The sequence below is a fragment of the Streptomyces sp. NPDC047061 genome, assembly GCF_040643955.1.
GTDB lineage: Bacteria > Actinomycetota > Actinomycetes > Streptomycetales > Streptomycetaceae > Streptomyces.
Window position 1 is genome coordinate 186,856 of sequence record NZ_JBEYVI010000011.1, and the last position, 25,685, is coordinate 212,540.

The 25,685-nt window shown below is 69.9% G+C and carries 24 protein-coding genes; 12 read left to right on the forward strand and 12 right to left on the reverse strand.

Features of this window, described 5'->3' with window-relative positions; genetic code table 11:
* Positions 1-48: 48 nt before the first annotated feature.
* Positions 49-1,038, reverse strand: coding sequence for a DUF5937 family protein (locus ABZ887_RS18790; RefSeq protein ID WP_361290328.1), 990 nt, complete (start codon positions 1,036-1,038; stop codon positions 49-51).
* A gap of 79 nt (positions 1,039-1,117) precedes the next feature.
* On the opposite strand from ABZ887_RS18790, the gene ABZ887_RS18795 reads away from it, so the two are divergent.
* The 4 genes from ABZ887_RS18795 to ABZ887_RS18810 all read left to right on the forward strand — a co-directional run bounded on the left by ABZ887_RS18795 (position 1,118) and on the right by ABZ887_RS18810 (position 5,130).
* Positions 1,118-2,320 carry an MFS transporter gene (locus ABZ887_RS18795; protein ID WP_361290331.1) on the forward strand — a complete coding sequence of 401 codons (1,203 nt, stop codon included), beginning with the start codon at positions 1,118-1,120 and terminating at the stop codon, positions 2,318-2,320.
* 98 nt (positions 2,321-2,418) lie between these two features.
* Complete coding sequence (locus tag ABZ887_RS18800) at positions 2,419-2,928, forward strand: MarR family transcriptional regulator (protein ID WP_361290333.1); 510 nt, start codon at positions 2,419-2,421, stop codon at positions 2,926-2,928.
* 66 nt (positions 2,929-2,994) lie between these two features.
* Positions 2,995-3,339: a DUF3817 domain-containing protein gene (locus tag ABZ887_RS18805; RefSeq protein ID WP_093499022.1), complete on the forward strand. Its 345-nt coding sequence runs from the start codon at positions 2,995-2,997 to the stop codon at positions 3,337-3,339.
* 90 nt (positions 3,340-3,429) lie between these two features.
* Positions 3,430-5,130, forward strand: a complete 1,701-nt coding sequence (locus ABZ887_RS18810; RefSeq protein ID WP_361290337.1) for a methylmalonyl-CoA mutase family protein — start codon at positions 3,430-3,432, stop codon at positions 5,128-5,130.
* A 156-nt stretch (positions 5,131-5,286) separates the two neighbouring features.
* Here the strand turns inward: ABZ887_RS18810 and ABZ887_RS18815 are convergent, their stop codons facing one another.
* Complete coding sequence (locus tag ABZ887_RS18815; RefSeq protein ID WP_361290340.1) at positions 5,287-5,916, reverse strand: TetR/AcrR family transcriptional regulator; 630 nt, start codon at positions 5,914-5,916, stop codon at positions 5,287-5,289.
* A gap of 232 nt (positions 5,917-6,148) precedes the next feature.
* Here ABZ887_RS18815 and ABZ887_RS18820 point away from each other — a divergent pair, with 232 nt between their 5' ends.
* The 5 genes from ABZ887_RS18820 to ABZ887_RS18840 all read left to right on the forward strand — a co-directional run bounded on the left by ABZ887_RS18820 (position 6,149) and on the right by ABZ887_RS18840 (position 11,173).
* Positions 6,149-7,120, forward strand: coding sequence for a tetratricopeptide repeat protein (locus ABZ887_RS18820; RefSeq protein ID WP_361290343.1), 972 nt, complete (start codon positions 6,149-6,151; stop codon positions 7,118-7,120).
* 646 nt (positions 7,121-7,766) lie between these two features.
* Entirely contained in the window at positions 7,767-8,414 is a 648-nt protein-coding gene (locus tag ABZ887_RS18825; protein WP_361290345.1) for a DUF6230 family protein, read from the forward strand.
* Positions 8,415-8,557: 143 nt separating this feature from the next.
* Positions 8,558-9,136: a DUF6114 domain-containing protein gene (locus ABZ887_RS18830; protein ID WP_361290348.1), complete on the forward strand. Its 579-nt coding sequence runs from the start codon at positions 8,558-8,560 to the stop codon at positions 9,134-9,136.
* Positions 9,126-10,487 (forward strand): hypothetical protein, encoded by a 1,362-nt coding sequence (locus ABZ887_RS18835; RefSeq protein ID WP_361290351.1) that lies wholly within the window; start codon positions 9,126-9,128, stop codon positions 10,485-10,487. The genes ABZ887_RS18830 and ABZ887_RS18835 overlap by 11 nt, the downstream gene beginning before the upstream one ends.
* A gap of 128 nt (positions 10,488-10,615) precedes the next feature.
* Positions 10,616-11,173 carry a hypothetical protein gene (locus ABZ887_RS18840; RefSeq protein WP_361290354.1) on the forward strand — a complete coding sequence of 186 codons (558 nt, stop codon included), beginning with the start codon at positions 10,616-10,618 and terminating at the stop codon, positions 11,171-11,173.
* A gap of 76 nt (positions 11,174-11,249) precedes the next feature.
* Here ABZ887_RS18840 and pyk read toward each other — a convergent pair whose 3' ends face one another.
* From pyk to pta, 3 genes are all read right to left on the reverse strand, one after another.
* Positions 11,250-12,677, reverse strand: a complete 1,428-nt coding sequence (pyk, locus tag ABZ887_RS18845) for a pyruvate kinase (RefSeq protein WP_361290357.1) — start codon at positions 12,675-12,677, stop codon at positions 11,250-11,252.
* Between the two features lie 73 nt (positions 12,678-12,750).
* Positions 12,751-13,986: an acetate kinase gene (locus ABZ887_RS18850; RefSeq protein WP_361290360.1), complete on the reverse strand. Its 1,236-nt coding sequence runs from the start codon at positions 13,984-13,986 to the stop codon at positions 12,751-12,753.
* Complete coding sequence (gene pta / locus ABZ887_RS18855) at positions 13,983-16,145, reverse strand: phosphate acetyltransferase (RefSeq protein WP_361290363.1); 2,163 nt, start codon at positions 16,143-16,145, stop codon at positions 13,983-13,985. The genes ABZ887_RS18850 and pta overlap by 4 nt, the downstream gene beginning before the upstream one ends.
* A 214-nt stretch (positions 16,146-16,359) precedes the next feature.
* Here pta and ABZ887_RS18860 point away from each other — a divergent pair, with 214 nt between their 5' ends.
* Positions 16,360-17,385 carry an ATP-dependent 6-phosphofructokinase gene (locus tag ABZ887_RS18860; protein WP_361290366.1) on the forward strand — a complete coding sequence of 342 codons (1,026 nt, stop codon included), beginning with the start codon at positions 16,360-16,362 and terminating at the stop codon, positions 17,383-17,385.
* 66 nt (positions 17,386-17,451) lie between these two features.
* Here the strand turns inward: ABZ887_RS18860 and ABZ887_RS18865 are convergent, their stop codons facing one another.
* From ABZ887_RS18865 to ABZ887_RS18880, 4 genes are all read right to left on the reverse strand, one after another.
* Entirely contained in the window at positions 17,452-18,171 is a 720-nt protein-coding gene (locus tag ABZ887_RS18865; protein WP_361290460.1) for an XRE family transcriptional regulator, read from the reverse strand.
* Between the two features lie 91 nt (positions 18,172-18,262).
* Complete coding sequence (locus tag ABZ887_RS18870; RefSeq protein ID WP_361290369.1) at positions 18,263-19,093, reverse strand: carbohydrate ABC transporter permease; 831 nt, start codon at positions 19,091-19,093, stop codon at positions 18,263-18,265.
* Between the two features lie 9 nt (positions 19,094-19,102).
* A complete protein-coding gene (locus ABZ887_RS18875) occupies positions 19,103-19,987 on the reverse strand; it encodes a sugar ABC transporter permease (RefSeq protein ID WP_361290372.1) in 885 nt (294 codons plus the stop codon).
* A 20-nt stretch (positions 19,988-20,007) separates the two neighbouring features.
* Positions 20,008-21,375, reverse strand: a complete 1,368-nt coding sequence (locus ABZ887_RS18880; RefSeq protein WP_361290375.1) for an extracellular solute-binding protein — start codon at positions 21,373-21,375, stop codon at positions 20,008-20,010.
* A 148-nt stretch (positions 21,376-21,523) separates the two neighbouring features.
* Between ABZ887_RS18880 and ABZ887_RS18885 the strand changes: the two genes are divergently transcribed.
* Positions 21,524-21,976, forward strand: coding sequence for a PPOX class F420-dependent oxidoreductase (locus ABZ887_RS18885; protein WP_361290378.1), 453 nt, complete (start codon positions 21,524-21,526; stop codon positions 21,974-21,976).
* On the opposite strand, the gene ABZ887_RS18890 is transcribed toward ABZ887_RS18885, so the two are convergent.
* Together ABZ887_RS18890 and ABZ887_RS18895 are read right to left on the reverse strand one after the other, a co-directional pair.
* The gene (locus tag ABZ887_RS18890) at positions 21,973-22,164 is read right to left on the reverse strand and encodes a hypothetical protein (protein WP_361290381.1); all 192 of its coding nucleotides are present in this window, start codon (positions 22,162-22,164) and stop codon (positions 21,973-21,975) included. The genes ABZ887_RS18885 and ABZ887_RS18890 overlap by 4 nt on opposite strands.
* Before the next feature lie 10 nt (positions 22,165-22,174).
* Positions 22,175-23,026 carry a helix-turn-helix transcriptional regulator gene (locus ABZ887_RS18895; protein ID WP_361290384.1) on the reverse strand — a complete coding sequence of 284 codons (852 nt, stop codon included), beginning with the start codon at positions 23,024-23,026 and terminating at the stop codon, positions 22,175-22,177.
* A gap of 234 nt (positions 23,027-23,260) precedes the next feature.
* Between ABZ887_RS18895 and ABZ887_RS18900 the strand changes: the two genes are divergently transcribed.
* Complete coding sequence (locus ABZ887_RS18900) at positions 23,261-23,737, forward strand: ATP-binding protein (RefSeq protein WP_361290387.1); 477 nt, start codon at positions 23,261-23,263, stop codon at positions 23,735-23,737.
* A 5-nt stretch (positions 23,738-23,742) separates the two neighbouring features.
* Here ABZ887_RS18900 and ABZ887_RS18905 read toward each other — a convergent pair whose 3' ends face one another.
* Positions 23,743-25,533, reverse strand: a complete 1,791-nt coding sequence (locus tag ABZ887_RS18905) for a tetratricopeptide repeat protein (protein WP_361290463.1) — start codon at positions 25,531-25,533, stop codon at positions 23,743-23,745.
* Between the last annotated feature and the right edge of the window lie 152 nt (positions 25,534-25,685).

The window sequence follows — 25,685 nt, forward strand, 5'->3', positions numbered from 1 at the left end:
CGGTGGCCGCGTCGGGTGCTTCCGGCATGGGCCTCATCGTGGCACGGGTCAGCCGCCCGGTGTCCCGGACGTCAGTGCGATGCCCAGCGGGGTTCGTTCGTACAGCACCTGGTGGCCGTAGCGGCGCGAGGTCAGCAGTCCCGCGTCGCGCAGGACCGCCAGGTGCGCGGAGACCGAGGAGGGGGCGAGGCGCAGCCGGTGGGCGAGGGCGGTGGTCGTGGCCGGTTCGGTCAGGGCGGCCAGGACGGCGGCACGGCCCCGGCCCACCAGCCGTACCAGGGCGTCGGGCGTGGTGTCGGCCGGGTCGGTCCACAGACCGCCGATGCCCCGGGCCGGGTAGACCAGCGTGGGCCGGGCCGGCGGGTCGAAGGTGCTGATCACGTCCGGCCAGGTGAACACGCTGGGCATCAGCACCAGGCCCTGCCCGCCGAGGCGCCGCTCGTACGCCCCGGGCGACTCCACCGTCAGCGTCCCGGACCGCCAGCCGCAGCGGCGGTGGATCTCCGGCAGCAGCCCGCCCAGGCCGACCTCCGCCAGCCGCCGCGAATGGAAGGCGATGTCCGCCTCCAGCAGGGCGCGCAGCCGGGGCCAGTCCGGGGCCACCAGGACCCGCCAGGCCGCCTCCAGCGCGTCCGTCACCTCCCGGACCATGCGCGGCGGATCCGCCAGCCAGGCCCGGCCGGTCACCGACTCCGACGCGCCCGGCGTGTCCGCGAGCGACCGCGCGGTGTCCGCCCGGGCCGTCTCCGGATCCACCGCCCGCAGGGCCGCCAGCTCCTCCTCGACGGAGGCCGCCGGACCGGTCGGCGGCGGCACCAGCCAGTCGGGGGAGTGACCGCGCCAGGGCATCAGCAGCCACAGCGGGGCCAGGTCGAGACCGGCCGCCACCGCCCTGATCCGCCGCAGCCAGGGCGCGTGATAGCCGTGCCGGTCCGGACGCCGCAGCGTACGCACCGCCTCCTGCGTCTCCCACAGCGGCGACAGCGCGAACCGGCACCGGAGGAAGTCGTCCTCGTCGAAGTGGAGGTGGGAGGGCATGGCGAAACCGTTCCGGGTGAAGATTCGGCTGGTGCCGAAACTCTAAGCGTCCGGCCGGCGCGCGGGCACGCTGCCGTCCATGTCCGCGCCTGCCCTGGAGCGACCCGCCGGCTACGGCCGGGTCCTCGCCGTACCCGAGTTCCGTGCCGTCTTCGCCGCCCATGTGCTGTCCATGCTCGGCGTGATCGTCAGCGAGATCGCGCTGTCCGTGCTGGTGTACGACCTCACGGGATCACCGCTGCTCAGCGCGCTGACCTTCGCGCTGGGCTTTCTGCCCTACCTGGTCGGCGGCACCCTGCTGGCCCCGGTCGCGGACCGGTTCCCGGCCCGCCGGGTGCTGGTCGTGTGCGACCTGGTGTGCGCGGGGTGCGTCGCCGTGATGGCGGTACCCGGAACCGGCATCGGCCTGCTGCTCGGACTGCGCTGCGCGCTCGCCGTCGTCTCGCCGGTGTTCGCCGGCACCCGGATGGCGACCCTCTCCGACGTCCTCGGCGGCGGCGAGCTGTTCGTGCTCGGCCGCTCCCTGCTGCGGATCGTCGCGCAGAGCGCGCTGCTGGCCGGCTACGGCCTCGGCGGACTGCTCCTCGCCGTCCTCGCCCCGCGCCACGCCCTGCTGATCACCGTCGGCACCTTCCTCGCCTCGGCCGCGCTGCTGCGCCTCGGCACCCGGCGCCGCCCCGCCCGCGCCCGGACCCGGGAGCACGGCGGCACCCGGCAGCTGTTCGCCGACCGCCGGATCCGCCTCCTGCTCCTGCTCTTCTGGATCCCGGCGATGTTCGCCGTCGTCCCCGAGGCACTCGCCGCCCCCTACGCCGACGCGCTCGGCACCGGGTCCCCGGGGCTCGGCCTGCTGATGTGCGCGCTGCCGGTCGGCACGGTCGCCGGGGAGCTGTACGCCGGAGCCCGGCTCGGCCCGGCCGCCCGGGAGCGGATCGCTCTGCCGCTGGTCTGCCTCACCCTGCTGCCGTACCTGGGCTACGCCCTGCACCCGCCCCTCGCCCTCTCGCTGCTGCTCCTGGTGACGGCGGGGGCGGGATCGGCGTACACGCTGGGCCTGGACCAGTGGTTCGTGCGGGCCGTCCCCGAGGAGTTGCGCGGCCGCGCCATGACCGTGCTCAGCGCCGGGCTGATGACCCTGCAGGGCGTCGGCATGACGCTGGCGGGGGTGGCCGCGGAGGCGGTGGGGGTGCGGGCCACGGTGGCGGGGGCCGGGGTGGTGGGGGCGGTGTGCTGCTGCGGGCTCGCGGCGGCGGCCCGGCGGGCGGTGCGGCCGGTGCCGTAACGGCCCCGTTGAAGCGCGGGTCGTCCGTGATGCGGCAAAGGTGACCGAAAGCCGAGACACGGCTGACCGCTATATGACCGGCCGGTAGGGTCGGTGACGTGTCCAAGCCTCTCAGTCTTCCCTTCGACCCCATCGCCCGAGCCGACGACCTCTGGAAGCAGCGCTGGGGGAACGTCCCGTCGATGGCCGCGATCACCTCGATCATGCGGGCCCAGCAGATCCTGCTGGCCGAGGTGGACGCGGTGGTCAAGCCGTACGGGCTGACGTTCGCGCGCTACGAGGCTTTGGTGCTGCTCACCTTCTCCAAGGCCGGCGAGCTGCCGATGTCGAAGATCGGCGAGCGGCTGATGGTGCACCCGACCTCGGTGACGAACACGGTCGACCGGCTGGTGAGGTCCGGTCTGGTCGACAAGCGGCCCAACCCCAACGACGGGCGCGGCACGCTCGCCACGATCACCGAGAAGGGCCGCGAGGTCGTCGAGGCGGCCACCCGCGACCTGATGGCGATGGACTTCGGGCTCGGGGTGTACGACGCCGAGGAGTGCGGGGAGATCTTCGCGATGCTGCGGCCGCTGCGGGTCTCCGCGAACGACTTCGACGAGGACTGAACCCGCCGTCGGCGCAGCGGTGACCCGCGGCAAGATCTCCCGGAACGGGTGGTTACGCTCGTCCCCATGAAAAAGAGCGTGCTGACCCGCTACCGCGTCCTGGCCTACGTCACCGGTGTGCTGCTGGTGCTGCTGTGCCTGAGCATGATCGCCAAGTACGGGCTGGACATCGACGGTGCGGCCGACGTCACGCGCGTCGTCGCCATCGCGCACGGCTGGCTCTACGTCGTCTACCTGGTCTTCGCCTTCGACCTGGGCTCCAAGGCGAAGTGGCCGGTCGGCAAGCAGCTGTGGGTGCTGCTGGCGGGGACCATCCCGACCGCCGCCTTCTTCGTGGAGCGCAAGGTCACCCGCGAGCTCGACGCCAAGGTCACCGAGGGCTCTCCGGTGGCCGCCAAGGTCCAGGCCTAGACCGCAGCCTCCGGGCCGTACCGCCGTACGGACACCCGTGCGGCGGTTCTCCATCGACATTTACTTGGACGTCCTAGTAAATTCGAGGGTATGGACGCTGAAGCCATCGAGGAGGGCCGCCGACGCTGGCAGGCCCGCTACGACGCGGCCCGCAAGCGGGACGCGGACTTCACCACGCTCTCGGGTGACCCCGTGGAGCCGGTGTACGGGCCCCGACCGGGGGACACTTACGAGGGATTCGAGCGGATCGGCTGGCCGGGCGAGTACCCCTTCACCCGCGGGCTGTATCCGACCGGCTACCGCGGCCGGACCTGGACCATCCGCCAGTTCGCCGGGTTCGGCAACGCCGAGCAGACCAACGAGCGCTACAAGATGATCCTCGCCAACGGCGGCGGCGGCCTGTCGGTCGCCTTCGACATGCCGACGCTCATGGGACGGGACTCCGACGACCCGCGCTCGCTCGGCGAGGTCGGGCACTGCGGGGTCGCCATCGACTCCGCCGCCGACATGGAGGTCCTGTTCAAGGACATCCCGCTGGGCGACGTCACGACGTCCATGACGATCAGCGGGCCCGCCGTGCCCGTCTTCTGCATGTACCTCGTCGCCGCCGAACGGCAGGGCGTGGATCCGCGGGTGCTCAACGGCACGCTGCAGACCGACATCTTCAAGGAGTACATCGCCCAGAAGGAGTGGCTGTTCCAGCCCGAACCCCATCTGCGGCTGATCGGCGACCTGATGGAGTACTGCGCGGCCGGCATCCCCGCGTACAAGCCGCTGTCCGTGTCCGGCTACCACATCCGGGAGGCCGGTGCGACGGCCGCGCAGGAGCTGGCCTACACGCTCGCGGACGGCTTCGGGTACGTGGAGCTGGGGCTCAGCCGCGGGCTCGACGTGGACGTGTTCGCGCCCGGACTCTCCTTCTTCTTCGACGCGCACGTCGACTTCTTCGAGGAGGTCGCCAAGTTCCGCGCCGCGCGCCGGATCTGGGCGCGCTGGATGCGGGACGTCTACGGCTCCCGGTCGGACAAGTCGCAGTGGCTGCGCTTCCACACGCAGACCGCCGGTGTCTCGCTGACCGCCCAGCAGCCGTACAACAACGTGGTGCGTACGGCCGTGGAGGCGCTCGCGGCCGTGCTCGGCGGGACCAACTCGCTGCACACCAACGCCCTCGACGAGACCCTCGCCCTGCCGAGCGAGCAGGCCGCCGAGATCGCGCTGCGCACCCAGCAGGTGCTCATGGAGGAGACCGGGGTCGCCAACGTGGCGGACCCGCTGGGCGGTTCCTGGTACGTCGAGCAGCTCACCGACCGGATCGAGGCCGACGCCGAGAAGATCTTCGACCAGATCAAGGAGCGGGGGCTGCGCGCCCACCCGGACGGGCGGCACCCGATCGGGCCGGTCACGTCCGGGATCCTGCGGGGCATCGAGGACGGCTGGTTCACCGGTGAGATCGCCGAGTCCGCCTTCCAGTACCAGCGGTCGCTGGAGAAGGGCGACAAGCGGGTCGTGGGCGTGAACGTCCACACCGGGTCCGTCACCGGCGACCTGGAGATCCTGCGGGTCTCGCACGAGGTCGAGCGGGAGCAGGTACGGGTGCTGGGCGCACGGCGGGCGGCGCGGGACGAGGGCGCGGTGCGCGCCGCCCTGGACGCGATGCTGGCCGCTGCGCGGGGCGGGGCCAACATGATCGTGCCGATGCTGGACGCGGTACGGGCCGAGGCGAGCCTGGGCGAGATCTGCGGGGTGCTGCGGGACGAGTGGGGGGTGTACACGGAGCCGGCGGGTTTCTAGCGGCGTACCAGGGGGCTCCGCCCCCTGGACCCCCGAGACCTGTGCCCACCCACCACCCGACTCGGTCCACCGAGAAGTGACCGCCTCGGCCGGCTCGGCGGGTTGAGAAGGGGCTGTCCGGTCGGCGCGGCGGGGTGTCCGGTCGGCTCGGCGTGGCTAGGGGAGCTCGGGCGGTTCGGCGGACAGGCCCAGGAGCAGGACCCGGGTGAAGTCGCGTACCCATTCCTCGTCCGCCGGCTTGCCGCTCATCAGGGTGCGGTGGACCACCGCACCCGCCACCATGTCGAAGATCAGGTCCACCGTGCGGGCGGCCTCCTCCGGGTCCGGCTCGGAGGGGAGTTCGCCTCGGCACTGCGCCCGGGCCCGGCCCTCCAGGACCAGCCGCTTCTGGCGGTCCACGATCGAGGAGCGGATACGTTCCCGCAGCGCGTCGTCCCGGGTCGACTCGGCGACCGCCGCCATCAGGCCGCTGCGGGCCTCGGGGCGGTCCAGGATCGCCGCGAACTGCAGCACCACACCCTCGATGTCGTTCGCCAGGCTGCCGCGGTCGGGGAGCTCGAGTTCGTCGAACAGTTCTGCCACCGCGTCGACGACGAGCTCGTTCTTGCCTGCCCAGCGGCGGTAGAGGGTCGTTTTTGCAACCCCGGCCCGCGTGGCCACGTCTCCCAGGGTGAGCTTGGACCAGCCCAGTTCGACCAGCGCCTGCCGCGTCGCCTCCAGGATCGCGGCGTCGGCGGCGGCGCTGCGCGGGCGGCCGGTACGGCCTGCGGGGGTGCGGCTCTGCATGCCACGACCATAACCGGCGGTTCATGTGATGCCGTGAGGGAGATCACCGGAATGTGGTGTCGCGCAGGCCCCCGATGGCATTACGCTACGGGTCGTAGCGAAAGCTCGTGGGTGACCGCACGGGCGACGACCACGGGCGTGGGGTGGGGACCCGGCGCCGTTGCGGAACACACGTTCGGCCAGCTTCCACAACGCTTTTCACTTGCGCGCGGGAACGGGGGAGGATAGACGCATGCAGCCACGGAACATGTCCATGAGCGGCGTCGTCGACCTCGCCGCGGTCAAGGCGGCCCAGGAGGCCAAGACCAAAGCCGAGCAGGCGCGCGCCGAAGCGGTCCGGCAGGGTGGGGCCGGTACCGTCTCCCCGGCCGACCTGGTCATCGACGTCGACGAAGCCGGCTTCGAGCGCGATGTCCTGCAGCGGTCCGCCGAAGTGCCCGTCGTCATCGACTTCTGGGCCGAGTGGTGTCAGCCCTGCAAGCAGCTGAGCCCGGTCCTCGAGCGCCTCGCCGTCGAGTACGACGGCCGCTTCCTGCTGGCGAAGATCGACGTCGACGCCAACCAGATGCTGATGCAGCAGTTCGGGGTCCAGGGGATCCCGGCGGTGTTCGCCGTCGTCGCCGGGCAGGCACTGCCGCTCTTCCAGGGGGCGGCCCCCGAGCAGCAGATCCGCGAGACGCTGGATCAGCTGGTGCAGGTCGCCGAGCAGCGGTTCGGGCTGACCGGACTCGTCGTCGACCCCGACGCGGAGCCGGGTGCCCAGCCGGAGGCCGCGCTGCCTGCGGGTCCCTACGACGCGCTTCTCGAGGCCGCCGTCCAGGCGCTGGACGCGGGTGACTTCGGCGGTGCGGTCCAGGCGTACAAGAACGTGCTGACCGACGACCCCGCCAACAGCGAGGCCAAGCTGGGGCTCGCGCAGGCCGAGTTGCTCCAGCGGGTGCAGGGGATGGACCCGCAGGCGGTGCGCAAGGACGCGGCCGAGAAGCCGGCCGACGCCGAGGCGCAGATCGCGGCCGCCGACCTGGACCTGGTGGGCGGGCATGTCGAGGACGCCTTCGGGCGGCTGATCGAGACCGTGCAGCGGACGGCCGGGGACGACCGGGATGCCGTACGGCGGCGGCTTCTTGAGCTCTTCGAGGTCGTGGGCACCGACGATCCACGGGTCGTGGGAGCGCGCAGGGCGCTGGCGCGCGCGCTGTTCTAGACAACGGTCTGAACACGGTTCTGACCAGTCGCTAAACGTCACGTCCTGTGATGCCCGAGTGAAAGATTTGCCGACGCGGGGCCACAGCGGCCGCTCTTTACCAAATCTTGGTAATCGCGGCCGCTGTTACTCGGAGTAAATCAGGGCTGTTGGTCTGTCTGGTTCTGTCCGTTCATCAACTGCTTTGCTCTGCCCCTGGTTGCCACCCAGGGTTGCTCTCCGAGACCGGCGGGTCGTCCTTCGGTTATCCGCCCGTTACTACCGAGTAACGAAGCCCCTTGTGCGGGCGGCGAGAATGCACCACGATCGGCGACGCTCGGTCCATTCCCGTACCCCGACAGCCGGTCGGGCCAAGGGTTCATGTGGGTCCCCACCGAGCAGAGTCGGCGGCAGTGACGCCGGCTCTTGGGCAGGGGGGTCTTCGCTCTCGTGGCGAAGCCTGTCCAGCAAGGTTGTGCGTGATGCGTGTCAGGCGCGACCAGTGGTTGTCGCTCGGGGGTGATCGCCGGTGATCGAGGTGCGTTTCGTGCCTCCGAGTGCGGGCGCTCCCCTTCCGAGGACGTAGCACTTCTCCCATCCCTGCCCGGCCGAGCCGCCGTTGGGGGCGATACCGGGCCAGGAGATGTACGTCCGAGAAGGAGGAAATATGGAGTCCCAGGTGCGTGGCGGGACCAGATGGAAGCGGTTCGCTGTGGTCATGGTGCCCAGCGTTGCCGCTACGGCGTGTATAGGTGTCGCCCTCGCGCAGGGTGCTCTGGCCGCGTCGTTCAGCGTGTCGGGCCAGCAGTTCAAGGTCACGGCCGACCAGCTCGAAGGCGACGGCTTCGTCCAGTACGGCGCGGTCGACTCGGGCTACACCCTTGCGGGTAAGAGCACGATCCACCCGGTCGCGGTCTCGGCGTTCAACACGGCGAAGATCAACAACCTGTGCCAGTCCGTGGTCACGCCGAACGTCCCGATCTTCGGGAACGTCAGCCTGATCCTGCACGCGGGCACCGATGCCAGCAAGCCGGTCGAGGCCAGCAAGCTGTACATCGACCTTGACGACCTGAGTGCCGACGCGACGTTCACCAACATCAACATCGGTGTCGCGGCCAGCAGCTCGACCAAGGGTCCGGGCGTCAAGTCGAGCGAGGTCAGCAACCAGCAGACGAACCCCTACGGGTTCGCGCAGGAGGCGGACCACGCCTCGCTGTCCGGCGTGAAGCAGACGGCGTGGGCCACCACCGCCGGAACCTTCAAGCTCAGCGGGCTGCACATGTCGATCTCGACGTCGGGAGCGGAGTGCTACTAGGCACTCTGTGACGGGCGGGGGAGCCGACGGCACCCCCGCCCTCCATCTTCTCCCCACGGTCTTCACGCGCGGTACAAGGAACCACCACCGCACCACACACAGCATCACCACCACAGCAACGCCGCACCAGGGAGCTGTTTTCCATGAGCGCCGAGACTCCTGCCGCACCCGGCCAGTTCACCCGCCGGAGGCTGCAGTTCCGCTCCTGGCGGGGCACACGGCCTTTCTGGGCCGGTCTGTACATCCTGCTCGCCGGTTTCCCGATCATGTACTTCCCGTACGCGCACCTCCAGATCGGCAACCTCACGGTGGCCATGGCCACCACCGCGGGTGCCGGATCCCTGATCATCGGCGTGCTGCTCGTCGTCCTGGGCATCAGCCTCTGGTACCAGAAGCACATCCGCACGTTCGCGGGTATCGCCGCGATCCTGCTGGCGCTGGTGTCCCTCCCCGTGTCCAACTTCGGTGGCTTCATCATGGGCTTCCTGCTCGCCCTCGTCGGCGGTGCGATGGCCGTGGCCTGGTCCCCGGGTGCGCCCCCGAAGCCGCAGCCGGAGGGCGAGATCCCGCCGGCCGGGGACGACGCCCCGGAAGAGGCCGCCTACTACACGGGTCCGGACGGCGTGGACGCTGACTCCCAGGACCCCAAGGCGCTGGGGGAGAACGACCTGTCAGGAACGAGCCCGGTGAACGGGGCGAACGGGAGGCACAGTGCCGGCTGACGAGGTGACCCACGGGACTGATGTGGACGAGTCCCGTGTGAGAACCGGGCCCCGCCATGCGGCACCCAAGAAGCCGCTGTTCACCAGGTTCCACATGCCCGCGGGCAAGGCGATAGCGTCCGTGGCGATGCCGACGGCCGTGCTCATGGGCTTCGGGTTCACGTCGACGCTCGCGATCGCCGACACCAACAGCACGTCGTCGGCGTCCTCGAAGAGCCTCGCCGAGGACTACAAGGACTGTGTCGCGGCCCTGGACTCGGCCTCGCCCTCCGCCTCGGCGAGCGCGAGCGACGACGCCACTGACTCGGCCACGCCGTCCGCCACCGCGTCGGACGACGCCAAGGACTCGACGTCGTCGTCGGACAAGTCGTCCTCGTCGGATTCAGGTTCCGAGGACACGGCCACGCCGACGCCGTCCGCGTCCAAGTCGTCGTCCTCCTCCGGCGATTCGGGGTCCTCGGACTCCGGCAGCACGGCGACCCCGTCGCCGTCCGCCTCCGAGAGCAGCAGCAGCGGCGGCAGTCTGCTGGACTCGATCGGGGACGCGATCGGCAGCATCCTCAGCGGCGGCAGCACGACGAGCTCGTCCTCGTCGGACTCCACCGCGAGCGCCACCCCCTCGCCGTCGGCGTCCGCGTCCTCGGACTCCTCCTCGTCGTCGTCCACGGAGAAGTCGGACTCGTCCTCCTCGACGAGCGACGACAGCGGCTCGGACACCGTCTCCAAGACCGTCAAGACGGTCACGGACACCGTGAAGGACACCACCGACACGGCGACCAAGGCGGCGGACGACGCCACCAAGGCGGCCGCGGACGCCACCAGCAGTGCCTCGCCGAGCGCCTCCGCGAGCTCCACCACGTCGGCCGACGACTGCGAGGTCGCCACCGACGACGTGAGCGGTGTCGACAACAAGGTGCCGGTGGCGGACGACCCCTGGTACCTGAACGCCAGCTCGCTGACGCTGAAGAGCGCCGACTACCAGGGCATCGTCACGGTGAGGACGGCCAGCGGCAAGACGAAGAAGGTGCTGAAGTACGTCATCTCGGGCGGCACCGACATCGGTAACCTGCACCAGACGGTCAAGGACACGAACATCGACAAGACCTACCACGTGCAGGCCGCGTCGGGTTCCACGTCCACGATCCGCGACGGCGCCACGACGATGTACACGGAGTCCATCTCGGGCAACCTCTTCGGCCTGATCCCGATCACGTTCGACGTGGACAACCCGCCGCCGCTGAACATCCCGCTGATCTACTTCACCAACGTGAAGGTCACCCAGGCCGCGCAGTTCGGCGGCACCCTGCACATCCCCGGGATGCACGTCTACACGACCGACGGAACCGGCTGACCGCCGCCACAGACCCGTTCGGGAGCCGCGCAAAGAGCTGTGGCCCGGTCGTCCGCCTCGCGCGGTGACCGGGCCACAGTGCTGTCCCGCGTGAAGGAGATGTCCGTGACGACTGGGGTGTACTTCGGGTGAGTGGTCTCTTCGACGACCTCGACGGGCTGGACCTGGACGCGCACGCACGCCGCTGGTCGGCACCGGAGGTGCTGCGGACCGACGGCGCGGTGAGCGAGTGGATCGGTGCCGCGCAGATGTTCGCCGCCCGTATCCAGCAGGACCCGGCCCGGCTGACCGGTGCGCAGTGGCGGGCGGTCGCCGAGGCGTGGCCGGCCCTGCTGGCGGCCGCGGAGCGGGCGACCGGCGCGCAGCGCAACGAGTGGCTGCTGCGCGACCTCTGGCTCCGGGCCTCCCTGCTGAAGGAGCTGACGGAGGCGGGCGCGGTGCCGGACGTTCCGCTGCTGGATCCGGGCCCGGTGCTCGACCGCGCCCTCGACGCCATGCCGATGACCCCGGACACGGCCGCCGCGCTCGCCCCGCGGTGGCGTGAGCTGGACCGCGCCCGGATGCTGTCCCTGCGCAGGGCCCGCGGGCTGCTCGGCCCCGCCCGCGCCGTCGCCCCGCTGCTCCCGGACCACCCGCGCAGGGGCGAGTTCGAGGAGTGGGACCGGATCGCCGACAGCCTGCCGTAGCCCGGAGACAGGAACCGAGGGCGCCCTCTGCCACAGGGGGCGCCCTCGGTGCCGTACAAGGCCCTTCAGCGGGGCGTCACTTGTTGATGCCGCCGATGTGGTGGACGCGGAGCATGTTGGTGGTGCCGGAGACGCCGGGGGGCGAACCGGCCGTGATGATGACGGTGTCGCCCGGGTTGAAGCGGTTGATCTTGGCGAGCTCCTGGTCGACCATGTCGACCATCTCGTCCGTGGTGTTCACGAACGGCACCACGTGCGACTCCACGCCCCAGCTGAGGGTGAGCTGGTTGCGGGTGTTCTCGTCGGTGGTGAAGGCGATGATCGGCTGCTGCGCGCGGTAGCGCGAGAGGCGGCGGGCGGTGTCGCCGGACTGGGTGAAGGCGACCAGGCCGCGGCCGCCGAGGAAGTCGGCGATCTCGCAGGCGGCACGGGCCACCGAACCGCCCTGGGTGCGCGGCTTCTTGCCCGGCACCAGCGGCTGCAGGCCCTTGCTCAGCAGCTCCTGCTCGGCCGCGGTGACGATCTTCGACATCGTCTTCACGGTCTCGACCGGGTACGCGCCCACGCTGGACTCGGCGGACAGCATGACCGCGTCGGCGCCGTCCAGGATCGCGTTGGCCACGTCGGAGGCCTCGGCGCGGGTCGGACGGGAGTTGGTGATCATCGACTCCATCATCTGGGTCGCCACGATCACCGGCTTGGCGTTGCGGCGGCACAGCTCGATGAGCCGCTTCTGCACCATGGGGACCTTCTCGAGCGGGTACTCGACGGCGAGGTCGCCACGGGCGACCATCACGGCGTCGAACGCCAGCACGACGCCCTCCATGTTCTCGACCGCCTGCGGCTTCTCCACCTTGGCGATGACGGGGACCCGGCGGCCCTCCTCGTCCATCACCCGGTGGACGTCGTTGACGTCCTTCGCGTCCCGCACGAAGGACAGCGCGACCATGTCGCAGCCCATGCGCAGCGCGAACCGCAGGTCCTCGATGTCCTTGTCGCTCAGCGCGGGCACATTGACGGCCGCACCGGGCAGGTTGATGCCCTTGTGGTCGGAGACGACACCGCCCTCGATGACGATCGTCCGCACCCGCGGGCCCTCGACGTCCAGGACCTTCAGCTCGACGTTGCCGTCGTTGATGAGGATCTGGTCGCCGCGCGAGACGTCGCCCGGCAGGCCCTTGTAGGTCGTACCGCAGATGGTCTTGTCGCCCGGGACGTCCTCGGTCGTGATGACGAACTCGTCACCGCGCTCCAGCTCCACCGGTCCCTCGGCGAAGGTCTCCAGACGGATCTTCGGGCCCTGGAGGTCGGCCAGGACGCCGATGGCGCGGCCGGTCTCCTTGGCGGCGGCCCGGACGCGGTCGTACCGCCCCTGGTGCTCGGCGTGCGAGCCGTGGCTGAAGTTGAACCGGGCCACGTTCATGCCGGCCTCGATCATGGCGACGAGCATTTCGTGGGTGTCGACCGCGGGGCCGAGAGTACAGACGATTTTCGAACGGCGCATGGGGCGATCCTATCGGTTTGTTTCGCTACGGAATATTCCGTCTGGTGGAAGATACAAATGGGCGCTAATGTGCTCAGCTGTTATTTCCGACCGGTGTCGATCCGGTGCCGACGAGCGCGTACGTCTGCGTCGCGATCTCCAGCTCCTCGTCCGTCGGCACCACCGCGACGGCGACGCGCGCACCGGCCGGCGATATCAGCCGCGGCTCGTCCCCTCGGGCGCCGTTCAGCTCCGGGTCGACCGCGAGCCCCAGCCCCTCCAGACCTGCCACGGCCGCCTCCCGCACCGCGGCCGCGTTCTCGCCGACGCCCGCGGTGAAGGCCACCGCGTCGACCCGGCCGAGGACGGCGCAGTACGCGCCGATGTACTTCTTCAGGCGGTGGACGTAGATGTCGAAGGCGAGTTCTGCCTCTTCGTCGCCCTCGTCGATCCGGCGCCGGATCTCCCGCATGTCGTTGTCACCGCACAGACCGAACAAACCACTCCTCTTGTTGAGAAGAGTGTCGATCTCGTCCATGGACATTCCGCCAACCCGTGCCAAATGGAAAATGACGGCCGGGTCCAGATCGCCGGAACGGGTTCCCATCACCAGTCCCTCCAAAGGCGTCATGCCCATCGAGGTGTCCACGCACCGGCCACCCCGGACGGCCGACGCCGAGGCCCCGTTGCCGAGGTGCAGCACGATGACGTTCACCTCTTCCGGTGTCTTTCCCAGCAGCCTCGCGGTCGCCCGGGACACGTACGCGTGCGAGGTGCCGTGGAAGCCGTAGCGCCGGATCCGGTACCGGTCGGCGATCCGCGGGTCGATCGCGTACCGCGCCGCGGACTCCGGCATGGTGGTGTGGAACGCCGTGTCGAAGACGGCGACCTGCGGCAGGTCCGGGCGCAGCGCCTGCGCGGTGCGGATCCCGGTCAGGTTGGCCGGGTTGTGCAGCGGGGCGACCGGGATCAGCCGCTCGATCTCGTCGAGCACCGCGTCGTCGATCACCGTCGGTTCGGTGAAGAACATCCCGCCGTGCACCACCCGGTGCCCGATCGCGGCCAGCTCCGGCGAGTCAAGGCCGAGGCCGTCCTTGGCCAGTTCCTCCGCGACGGCCTTCAGCGCGGCCTCGTGGTCGGCGATCGGACCGACCGCCTCGCGGGTGTCACCGGTGCCGAGGCAGGAGTGCTTCAGTCGTGAGGTCTGCTCGCCGATCCGCTCGACGAGACCCACCGCCAGCCGGCTGCTGTCCTGCATGTCCAGCAGCTGGTACTTCACCGACGAGGAGCCGGAGTTGAGGACGAGGACACGGGTCGGACGGTGGCTCACTGGGCGGTTGCCTTCTCGCTCGGGAACGCGGCCTGGGGCGCGGCCGGGTACTGGGCCGAACTCTGGGCCGAACTCTGGGCCGAATTCTGGGCCGGGTTCTGGGCCTGGATCGCCGTGATGGCGACGGTGTTGACGATGTCCTGGACGAGGGCACCGCGGGACAGGTCGTTGACGGGCTTGCGCAGCCCCTGGAGCACCGGCCCGACCGCGATCGCGCCGGCCGACCGCTGCACGGCCTTGTAGGTGTTGTTGCCGGTGTTGAGGTCCGGGAAGATCAGCACGCTGGCCTGCCCGGCGACCTCGGAGCCCGGCAGCTTGGTGGCGGCCACCGACGGCTCCACCGCCGCGTCGTACTGGATCGGCCCCTCGATCTTCAGGTCGGGCCTGCGCGAGCGCGCCAGCTCGGTCGCCTCCCGCACCTTGTCCACGTCCGCCCCCGAACCCGACGTGCCCGTGGAGTACGACAGCATCGCGATCCGCGGCTCCACCCCGAACTGGGCGGCGGTACCGGCCGCCTGGACGGCGATGTCGGCGAGCTGCTCGGCGTTCGGGTCCGGGTTCACCGCGCAGTCGCCGTAGACCAGCACCTTGTCGGCGAGGCACATGAAGAAGACGGACGAGACGATCGACGACCCCGGCCTGGTCTTGATGATCTCGAAGGCCGGCCGGATGGTCGCCGCCGTCGAGTGCACGGAACCGGAGACCATGCCGTCCGCCAGCCCCTCCTGCACCATCAGGGTGCCGAAGTAGTTGACGTCGGCGACCACGTCGTACGCCAGCTCCACCGTCACGCCCTTGTGGGCGCGGAGCAGCGCGTACTGCTCGGCGAAGGCGTCGCGCAGCTCGGAGGTGGCCGGGTCGATCAGCTGGGCGTCGCCGAGGTCGATGCCGAGGTCGGCGGCCTTCTTGCGGATCTGGTCGACGGGTCCGAGCAGTGATATGTCACATACCCCCCGGCGCAGCAGCACCTCCGCCGCGTGCAGCACCCGCGCCTCGGTCCCCTCCGGCAGCACCACCCGCCGCTTGTCGGAACGCGCCTGCTCCAGGAGCTTGTGCTCGAACATCATCGGGGTGAGCCGGCCGGTGCTCGGCGCCGAGACCCGCTTGTTGAGGCCGGCGGTGTCGACGTACCGCTCGAACAGGCCGAGCGCGGTCTCCGCCTTGCGCGGGGTGGCCGCGTTCAGTCTGCCCTCCAGGGAGAACAGCTGGGCGGCGGTCGGGAAGCTGTTGCCGGGCACGGACAGCACCGGGGTGCCGGGGGCGAGCCGGGCGGCGAGGGTGAGGATCTCGTCGCTGGGCCGCTCGCCGAGGGTGAGCAGCACGCCGGCTATCGGCGGGGTGCCGGCGCTGTGCGCGGCCAGCGAGCCGACGACCAGGTCGGCGCGGTCGCCGGGGGTCACGACCAGGCAGCCCGGGGTCAGGGCGGGCAGGAAGTTCGGCAGCATCGCGCCGCCGAACACGAAGTCCAGGGTGTCCCGGGCCAGCCCCGAGTCGTCGCCCAGCAGCACCTTCGCTTCGAGCGCGTGCGCGATCTGGGCGACCGTCGGCGCGGACAGCGCGGGCTCGTCCGGCAGCACGTACACCGGCACCGGCAGCCGCCCGTCGATCCGCCGGGCTATCTCCTCCCGCTCCTCGCGGACGACCCGGTTGGCGATCATCGCCAGCACGTCGCAGCCGAGACCGTCGTACGCCCGGAACGCGTTCCGGGTCTCCGCCAGCACGGACTCCGCGTTCTGGTCGCGGCCGCCGACCACCGGGATCACCGAGGCGCCGAACTCGTTGGCGAGCCGGGCGTTCAGGGACAGCTCGTCCGGGAACTGGGTGTCGGCGAAGTCGGTGCCGAGGACCAGGACGACGTCGTAGTCGCGGGCGACCAGGTGGAAGCGGTCGACGAGGGTGGAGACCAGCTCGTCGGCGCCGCGCTCGGCCTGGAGGGCGGAGGCCGCGTGGTAGTCCATGCCGTAGACGGTCGCCGGGTCCTGGGAGAGGCGGTACCGGGCACGCAGCAGCTCGAACAGGCGGTCGGGATTGTCATGGACGAGCGGACGGAAGACACCGACCCGGTCGACCTGCCGGGTCAGCAGCTCCATCACGCCCAGCTCGACGACCTGGCGGCCGTCGCCCCGGTCGATCCCGGTCACGTACACGCTGCGCGTCACGTGTGCACTCCGTCTCTCTATGGGTCTCTCTATGGGTCTCTGCCGCTATGGGCTCTGCATAGCCACACAAAAATCGCCCACCGGGGTGAGCGGAACCCTCTTGACAATACCCCCGGCGCCGGATAAGGCGCCCGTCAGGACTTCGCCCACCCGTCCGGCATGAAACAATCGGATCGGCTCACCGGTCACGACAGCGAGCAGGAGACACACCACCATGCGCATCGGAGTTCTCACCGCAGGCGGCGACTGCCCCGGCCTGAACGCCGTCATCCGATCGGTGGTACACCGGGCTGTCGCACAGTACGACGACGAGGTCATCGGTTTCGAGGACGGCTTCCGGGGTCTGCTCGACGGCCACTACCGCACCCTCGACCTGGACGCCGTCAGCGGCATCCTCGCCCTCGGCGGCACCATCCTGGGCTCGTCGCGACTGGAGCGGGACCGGCTGCGCGAGGCCTGCGACCGGGCCACCGACATGGTCGAGGAGTTCGGCATCGACGCGCTGATCCCGATCGGCGGCGAGGGCACGCTGACCGCGGCGCGCATGCTGTCCGACGCGGGCCTGCCGGTCGTCGGCGTCCCGAAGACCATCGACAACGACATCTCGTCCACGGACCGCACCTTCGGTTTCGACACCGCGGTGGGGGTCGCCACGGAGGCGATGGACCGCCTGAAGACCACCGCCGAGTCCCACCAGCGGGTGATGGTCGTCGAGGTGATGGGCCGGCACGCCGGCTGGATCGCCCTGGAGTCCGGGATGGCCGCCGGCGCCCACGGCATCTGCCTCCCCGAGCGGCCCTTCGACCCCGCCGACCTGGTCAAGATGGTCGAGGAGCGGTTCGCCCGCGGCAAGAAGTTCGCCGTGGTCTGCGTGGCGGAGGGCGCGCACCCCGCCGAGGGCACGATGGACTACGGCAAGGGTGAGATCGACCAGTACGGCCACGAGCGCTTCCAGGGCATCGGCACGGCCCTGGCGTACGAGCTGGAGCGGCGGCTCGGCAAGGAGGCCAAGCCGGTCATCCTCGGCCACGTCCAGCGCGGCGGCACGCCGACGGCCTACGACCGCGTCCTCGCGACGCGGTTCGGGTGGCACGCGGTGGAGGCGGCGCACCGGGGCGACTTCGGGAGGATGACCGCGCTGCGGGGGACGGACATCGCGATGGTGCCGCTCGCGGAGGCGGTGACCGAGTTGAAGACGGTGCCGAAGGATCGGATGGACGAGGCGGAGTCCGTTTTTTAAGGGGCGGTTCGGTGGTGGGGGAGCCGCGGGCCCGGTGGGGGTTGAGCGCGCAGTTCCCCGCGCCCCTTACGGGGCGCTGTCCATCCGCTCCCAGAAACGGGCGACGATGTCGGCCAGGAAGTCCTTTCCCCTGTCCTCTGCTGAATCCGCTGCCGGAATGTTGCCCCAGGCCAGGGTTGCCGTCATCTGGCCCTGGTAGCTCTCGTGCAGTTCGCGGAGGGTGCCCTCGATCAGGCGTTTTTCCAGGGGGACGACCTTGCCCACCTGGCGGACATAGGCCTGCCAGCGGGTGGTGACCGCGCCCCGCAGCAGTTCCGCCAGCTTCTCCTCCTTGCCGGTGACGGTGATGAAGTCCGGCAGGGAGAGCCGGAGGGCCTCGGCCAGGGCGGCGGACTGCCGTTCCGTGCCCTGCCACTCCTCGTCCTCCTCCATCGCGAGATAGCCGAGAAGGTCGACGCCGACCGCCAGCGCCACGTCCTCCGGAGCCAGCCCGCGCGCGATCCGGTGTTCGCGCAGCGTCCGCGGCCGGCCGATCAGTTCGCCCGGGGCACACCACAACACGCCCGCCAGCGCGGTGAGTTCGGGACTGCTGGGGATCACCGCGCCGCGCTCCCAGGCGAGGACGAGATCGGGCGTGGCGTACGGCAGCCCGAACGAGGCCCGCAGATCGTGGGCCACGTGCTCGGGCCCCATGCCGAGAGCGGCACGGAGTCTGCGGGCGGCGGGGGCGTTGAAAGGGGGGCCTGGCTGGTTCGGCAGAGCTGGGGGTCGGCGCACAGCCGACAAGGTAGGGGTGATCAAGGACGGTGGCTACGGTCCGTTCGGCCAGGAACACGGATTGTACGAACGTACGGTTTCCCCCGTACGTGTGGCCTGTTCATCCCTTGACGGCGCCGCCCAGCGCGAACCCGCCTCCCAACCGCCGCGCGACCAGGACGTACAGCAGGATCACCGGTGTCGAGTAGATGACGGAGAAGGCGGCGAGCTGGCCGTAGGCGACGGTGCCGCGGTTGCCGAAGAAGTCGTTGATGCTGACGGATGCGGGCATCTGGTCCGGCGAGAGCAGCAGCATGAACGGGACGAAGAAGTTGCCCCACATCATCACGAAGGCGAACACGGTGACGACGGCGAGACCGGGTCCCATGAGCGGCAGCACGATCCGAACCAGCGACTGGGCGGAGTTGGCGCCGTCCGTCCACGCGGCCTCCTCCAGCTCCTTCGGGACACCGTCCATGAAGTTCTTCATCAGCCAGATGGCGAACGGGAGTTGGGAGGCGGCGAAGAACAGGATGGTGCCCTGCATGGTGTCGATGAGGTTGATCCGCACGAACAGCGCGTACACCGGCACCATGATCGCGGTGATGGGCAGGCTGGTCGCGAAGAGGACGGAGAGCAGGAACGGCCGGTTGAGCCGGGAACGGTAGCGGGAGAGCGGGTACGCGGCGAGGGCGGCGCACGCCACGGTGAGCGCGGTGGCGCCCCCGCACAGGATCAGGCTGTTGAGCAGCGGGGTGTAGGTGATGTCGGGGGTGAGGATCGCGTCGAAGTTGGCGAAGGTGAACCCGTCCGGGATCCGCACCCGGAGATCGGCGTGCGGGTCGACGGCGGAGAGCAGCACCCAGGCGAGCGGCAGCACGAAGGCGGCGGCCACGACGAGCAGGCCGAGGTCGGCGGCGAGCCGGCGGGAGCGGTGTCTGTTGCGGGGCATCGGTCTCTCTCACACCTCCGTACGCAGCAGCCGCATGTAGACGACGGAGAAGAGCGAGCCGACGAGGAGCAGCAGCAGGGCGACGGCGGTGCCGTACCCGATCATGCTGTTCTGGAAGGCCTGTTCGTACATGAAGAGGGGCAGGGTCTGGCTCCTGTCCCCCGGGCCGCCCCTGGTCATCACCCAGATCAGTCCGAAGACGGAGAGCGTCTGGAGCGTGTTGAGCATCAGGTTCGTCCCGATGGACCGGCGGATCATCGGCAGCGTGATGTGCCACATCCGCCGCCAGCCGCCGGCGCCGTCGACCTCTGCCGACTCCTCGATCTCGTTCGGGATCTCGTCGAGGGCGGCGGAGTACACGAGCATCGAGAAGGCCGTCCCCCGCCACACGTTGGCGAACGACACCGCCAGGATCGGCAGCGTGAACAGCCAGTTCTGGGACGGCAGATGGAGAAAGTCCAGGATGGCGTTGAGAGTGCCTTCCCTTCGGAAGAAGGCGTACAGCAGAAACCCGGCGACGACCTCCGGCAGCACCCACGCCGTGATCACGATTCCGCCGGTGAGCGTCCGCACCGGCTTCGACGCCCGCCGCATCAGCGCGGCGAGCGCCAGCCCCAGCGTGTTCTGCCCGACGAGCGCGGACAGCACGGTGAAGACGAGGGTCAGCCAGACGGCGTTCAGGAAGGCGTCGTCGTGGAACGCCCTGCGGAAGTTGGCGAAACCGACGAAGGAGGAGTGCGCCTGGCCCGTGAGCTGGAGGTCGGTGAAGGCGATCCAGGCGCAGTAGACGATGGGCCCGCCGAGGAAGAGGAGGAGCAGGACCAGGGCGGGGGTGAGGGGGAGGCCGCGGAACAGCCGCCGGCTGATCGCGGGGTGACCGGCCGACGGACTCACCGGGTGACTGGCCGACCGACTCACTGGGTGACCACTTGGCCGTCGGTGACGTCCTTGAGCGTCGAGTCGTAGGTACTCGCCGCCTTGTCGACCGACGCGTCACCGGTCGTCACGCTCTCCATGGCCTCCTGGATGGCGGTGGAGACCTTCGGATAGGCCGGGTAGGCGGGCCGGTAGTGGGTGCTGGCGACCAGATCGGTGAAGAACTTGATGCCGGGCTGGGCGGACGTGTACGACGGATCGCTCGCGACGTCCTTCCGCACCGCGATCCCCGAGTTGGCGATGTACCACTTCTGGGCGTTCGCCTTGGTCTGCATGGTCTTGACGAAGTCGAAGGCGAGGTCGGGGTTGGCCGCCTTGCTGGGTATGGCCCAGGTCCAGCCACCGGACATGCTGACCTTGCCGGGGGCCTGGCCGTGCTGGGTCGGCATGTAGGCCAGCCCCAGTTGCCTGGACCAGTCGGGCCACTCGTGCCCGCTGCCCTGGTTCCAGTCCTGCGGCAGCCAGGACCCGTCGAGGTCGATGCCGAGCTTGCCCTGGGGGAGGAGTTCACCGCGGACGGCGGTGCCGAAGTTGGGGTCGAGGGCGTCGGAGACGTCGGGCCCGAGCTTCTCCTTGTACACGGTCTCGACGAAGGACAGCGCGTCCTTGAACCCCTGACTCCCGGCGATCCACTTCTTGCTCGTCCTGTCGTAGAGCGGGTCGCTGGTCCCGTCGTTCGTCCCGTACAGCAGCATCTCGAAGCCCTGCATGGTGGCGCCCTCGCCGACGGGCTTGCCCGTGTAGACGTTCAGCGGCGTGACGCCGGGGACCTTCTGCTTGATGGTCCGGGCGGCGGCGAGCACGTCGTCCCAGGTCTTCGGCTGCCAGTCGGTGGGCAGTCCGGCCTTCTTGAACACCCGCTTGTCGAACCAGAGCCCACGGGTGTCGGTCCCGTCCGGGACGCCGTACGTCTTCCCGTCCTCGCCCTGGGCGGCCGCCTTGGCGGTGTCGATGAACTGCCCCCAGTCGTCCCACTTGCCGAGGTAGGAGTCGAGGGGCTTCAAGTACCCGCTGGTGATGTCGGAGTTGATGAGGAAGGTGTCCTCGTAGACCAGGTCGGGAGCGGTCCGCGGCGACCGGAGCATCTGCTGGAGCTTCGTGTAGTACTCGGAGTCCGGGGCCTTGATGGGAACGAGCTCGACCTTCTTCCCCGGGTACTCCTTCTCGAACTGCTTCTTGATGTCGGCGAGATACGTGTCCATCACCTTGATGGAGTTGTCCGTGGACTGCTTGAAAGAGATCTTCACGGTGTCGGGACTGCTCCCGGACCCGCTGCCGCACGCGGTGAGGGAAGCGGCGGCGGTGACGAGGGAGAGGGCAAGGATGCTGACGGCGGTGGGGCGCACGGGCACGACCTCCTCGGCGGCCACTGCGCTGTGGCCTGGGGGTTCGTCTCTCTTGCCGTGTGAAGGTAAGTGGAGTGGTCTAGTCAGGTCAATGCGTCTGCGGGGGTTTGCTGGTTTGCTGGGGCAGGGAGGGGGTGAGGATCCCCTCATGTATTCCGTGGACCGTACAGGCGGGTTGGACGAGCACGTACGTGAGCGGCTGATGGCGCCGAACTTCTGGCATCTCGCGACCGTCGGGCCGGACGGTGCGCCCCAGGTGTCGCCCATGTGGGTGGACATCGAGGGCGACCACGTCATGGTCAACACGGCGATCGGCCGCGTGAAGGAGGAGAACCTGCGGCGCAACCCCGCCGTCTCGCTCTCGCACCACGACCCCGGCAACCCCTACGACCGGGTGGAGATCCGGGGGCGGGTGGTGCGGTTCGTGGAGGGGGAGGAGGCGGAGCGGTCGATGGACCGGCTGACCCGGAAGTACATCGGGGAGGACCGGTATCCGTGGCTGCTGCCGGGGGAGCGGCGGGTGATGCTGCTCATCGAGCCGGTGAAGGTACGGCGGGTGGTCGGCGTGGAGCCGTTCCGGCGAGGCGTACTGGAGCCCTAGAGGAGGTGGTCGGCTCTGCCGGCCTTGATGTCCCGGATGAGCGTGCGGAGGGCTTCGCGGGTGTCGGTGAGGTAGGTGTCCTCCTGGCCGGCGACGGCTATGTAGGCGTTGCCTTGGGGGTCGGTGCCGAGGCGGAAGCAGTTGGCGCCCTCGGTGCAGAAGGGGTCTTCCCAGGTGATGTCAGGCATGGTTGGCTCCTCAGAGGCTGCGGGCGATGCCCTGGATGAAGTCGCGTGAGGCCTCGGGCGACAGTGACGCGGCCTCCATCCAGTCCAAGTGGGCCCGGTACTTGTCGAGTTGTGACTGACCGTGGGTGAACTCGGGGCCGTGGGCGGAGTCCAGTTCCACGGTGTCGAGCTGGGGAACCGGCCCCTCGGCGTAGGTCACCGCCTGGCCGGCCCCGGGGAACACCCCGACTTTGAAGGGGATCACGCGCACGTTGACGTTGTCACGCTCGGATGCGTCGCACAGGTGGTCCAGTTGTCCCCGCGTCACCTTGGCGCCGCCGAACTCCATGCGCAGGGCGGCCTCGTGCACATATCCCGTGTACGTGACGGGGTCTTCGCGGAAGAGCACCTGCTGTCGCTGCATGCGCAGGGCCACGCGCAGTTCGACCTCGGCCGCCGAGAGGGGCGGTAGCGCGGCGGAGAACATCGTGCGGGCGTAGCCGTCGGTCTGGAGCAGACCGGGCATGATCAGGGACAGGCCGACGCGCACGCTCTTGGCATGCCACTCCAGCTCCGCGATGTCGAGGAGCCCTGCGGGGAGCTGCCCCCGGTACGCATCCCACCAGGCCCGCTTGCGGTCGCTCGCCATCTCGGCCAGCGCGTCGACGTAGGCCTCGTCGTGGCAGGCGTAGTTACAGGCGAGGACTCGTACGCGCTCGGGGGAGATGGCTCGGGCCCCCGCTTCCATGTTGGACACCTTGGTGCGGTCGAGCCCGAGCAGTCCGGCGGCGTAGTCGGTGGTCACGTCCGCCGCGAGCCGCATCTTGCGCAACTCGGCGCCCAGCCGCCTCTGGCGCTCCGTGGGCGTTGACCTCGGTGGCATGTGTCAGTTCCTCCGTTGGTGGTGGCGCAAGTCTGCCTCCCGAGCGAGGGCTTGGTCCACCTCGATAGTGGCAATCTCGGAGAGTAGGTGGCAAAGAGCCCCCTGACTTCTCTACAGTCGGTGACAGATCGGTTACGGATCGACGTCGCGGGAAGTGCATCGCGCGAGCCTGCCCTGGTTCGCGCGACAGGCCACCGGCTGCAGCAAGTCCCGTCTGCTGAAAAGGAGTCACTCATGGCCATGCCCTGTCCCATCGTCACCGGCGAGGTCTCGGAGCTGGCGGCACCCTCCCCGGACGCGCTCGCCTACAGCTTCACGTTGCCTGCGGGAGCGGCCAGTTGCCGGGTCGCGCGAGCTGCCACCCGGGTTGTCCTGAAGACGCACGGGCTGGAGGGGCTCACGGATGCGGCTGTTCAGGTGGTGAGTGAACTGGCCGCGTGTGCTTGCAAGTTCACTCCGGGGGAGGACGTGTACGTGTCGCTGCGGTACCGGGAGGACGCGCTGCGGGTGATCCTCTACGACGGGCATCCCCGGCATCGTCACCCACGGGTGGCGGAGGCCTGCGAGGTGCGGAGGCGGGCCGCGCTGCGGGTGCTGGGGTGCGTGGTGCGGGCGTGCGAGGGGGAGTGGGGGTTCGGGGAGGGGCGGGAGCCTGGGGGTGGGACGCGGATGTGGGCGGTGTTGCCGGGGTGGGGGGTTCGGGGGTGGTGAAGGGGTTAGTCGAGTTCGGCGGCCCGGGCGCGGGCTTGGGCGGCTTTGGCGGGGGCGTTGGCGCGGGTGTAGGCGTCGGCGGCCTGGAGCCAGTAGGTGCGGGCGTCGGTCGGGCGTTGGGCGGTCTCGTGGGCGAAGGCCAGGTTCTGGAGGGTCTGGCCGGCCCCGTACCAGTCCTCGGACTCCTGATGGCCCTTCAACGCCTCGGCGTACGCCTCGATCGCCTCCTCCGCCCGGCCCGCCTTCCGCAGGGCGAGGCCGAGGCCGTTCCACGCCATTGCCTCGCGACGGCGGTCGTCGGCACCCCGGTAAAGGTCGCGGGCGTGAGTGTGCGCCTCGATCGCCTCCTCCACCTGGCCCGCCTCCCGCAGGGCGAGGCCGAGGTTGGACCACGCGCCGGCCTCGCGGTGGCGGTCTCCGGCGCCCTGGTGCAGGTTGCGGGCGCGGGTGTGGGCCTCGATCGCCTTCTCTACCTGGCCCACCTGTCCCAGAACGATGCCAAGATCGTTCCACGCTATGCCTTCGCGAGGGCGGTCCCTGGCACGGTGGGCGGCATCCCGCGCCACGCCGGCGACGGTGATCGCGTCTTCGAAATACCGTCGCCAGCGCAAATACTCCCCCAGATGCAGAGCCAGCTGCACCGACGCGCCCGCGTACCGCTCCTCGCGTGCCCATCCCACCGTCGCAACCAGCCCCGCCCGCTCCGCGTCAAACCACACCAACGCGTCCCCCTGGCGTTCGAACCGCTCCGGCTTCCCCATCCCCGGCAGCCAACGCAACCGGGCGTCCGCCGCCTCTGCCCACCGGCAGTAGAACCCCAGCACCCGCTCCCGTGCCGCCTCCCCCTCCTCCCTCAACCCCACGTCCCCCGCCACCACGCCCACCCCATACGCCCGCACCAAGTCATGCAACCGCCACCGCACCACCGAGTCCGCCCCCTCGCCGTCCCGGACCGGCGTGACGAGATGTGTGGCGGCCAAGTCCTCCAGCAAGGACAGCACGGTCTGCTCGTCGAGGCCGGCCAGTGCGGCCACCACCTCCGTGCCGGTTTCCGCGCCCGGAGCGAGGGCCAGCAGCCGCAGCAACCGAGCCTGATCGTGCGGCAGTCGACGATACGAGCTCTCCAGCACAGGCCGGAGGACCAGCGGACGGCCGTACTGATCCGTACCGCGACTGCCGTTGTCCAGGACGGTGGTCGGGTCCCCGGTTTCCTGGATCTCGGCGACCAGCGAGGCGATGCTCCGGTGCCGACGTCGGCGCAGCATCGCGGCCGCGATCTGGAGGGCCAGCGGCAAGTGGCCGCAGAGGACAATCAGTTCGCGTAGGGCCTCCGGTTCGCGGGTGGGACGGTCGTCGCGCTCGTCGGCGTCGTGCAGTGCGCGGCTGACCAGGGCGACGGAGTCGTCCGGGCCGAGGGTCTCAAGGTCGATGAGGCGTACCGGAAGGGAGTCGGGACGGTCCCGGGAGGTGATCAGTACTTGGTGGTGGTCCGTGCCTGGTAGTAGTGGCAGGTACTGGGACGGATCCGAGGCGTTGTCCAGGATCAGCAGGATCCGGTGCTGCTGATCGGCGAGGAGCGCGCGGTACGTGTCGTACTGACGTTCTGCGGTCGGCGGCAGATCCGTCCCCCGGACACCGAGCGCGTCGAGGAGGGCCAGGACCGCCTGGTCCGCGGTGACCGGGTCGGCGTCGTAGCCGCGCAGGTCCACGAAGAGAGTGCTGCCCGGGAACCACCCCTTCTTACATGCCCGATGCCCCGCCTCCACCGCCAGCGCGGTCTTGCCGATGCCACCCATGCCGGTGACGGCGAAGATGAGGAGTGGGAGGGCGTCGCCGTCGGCCTTGTCCGGGGCCAGATGGGGGAGCAGGCGGTCCAACTCCGCCGACCGGCCGGTGAAGCCCAGCGGGCGTGGCGGCAGGGTCGCCGTCGCGTGGGGGACCGGGCCGT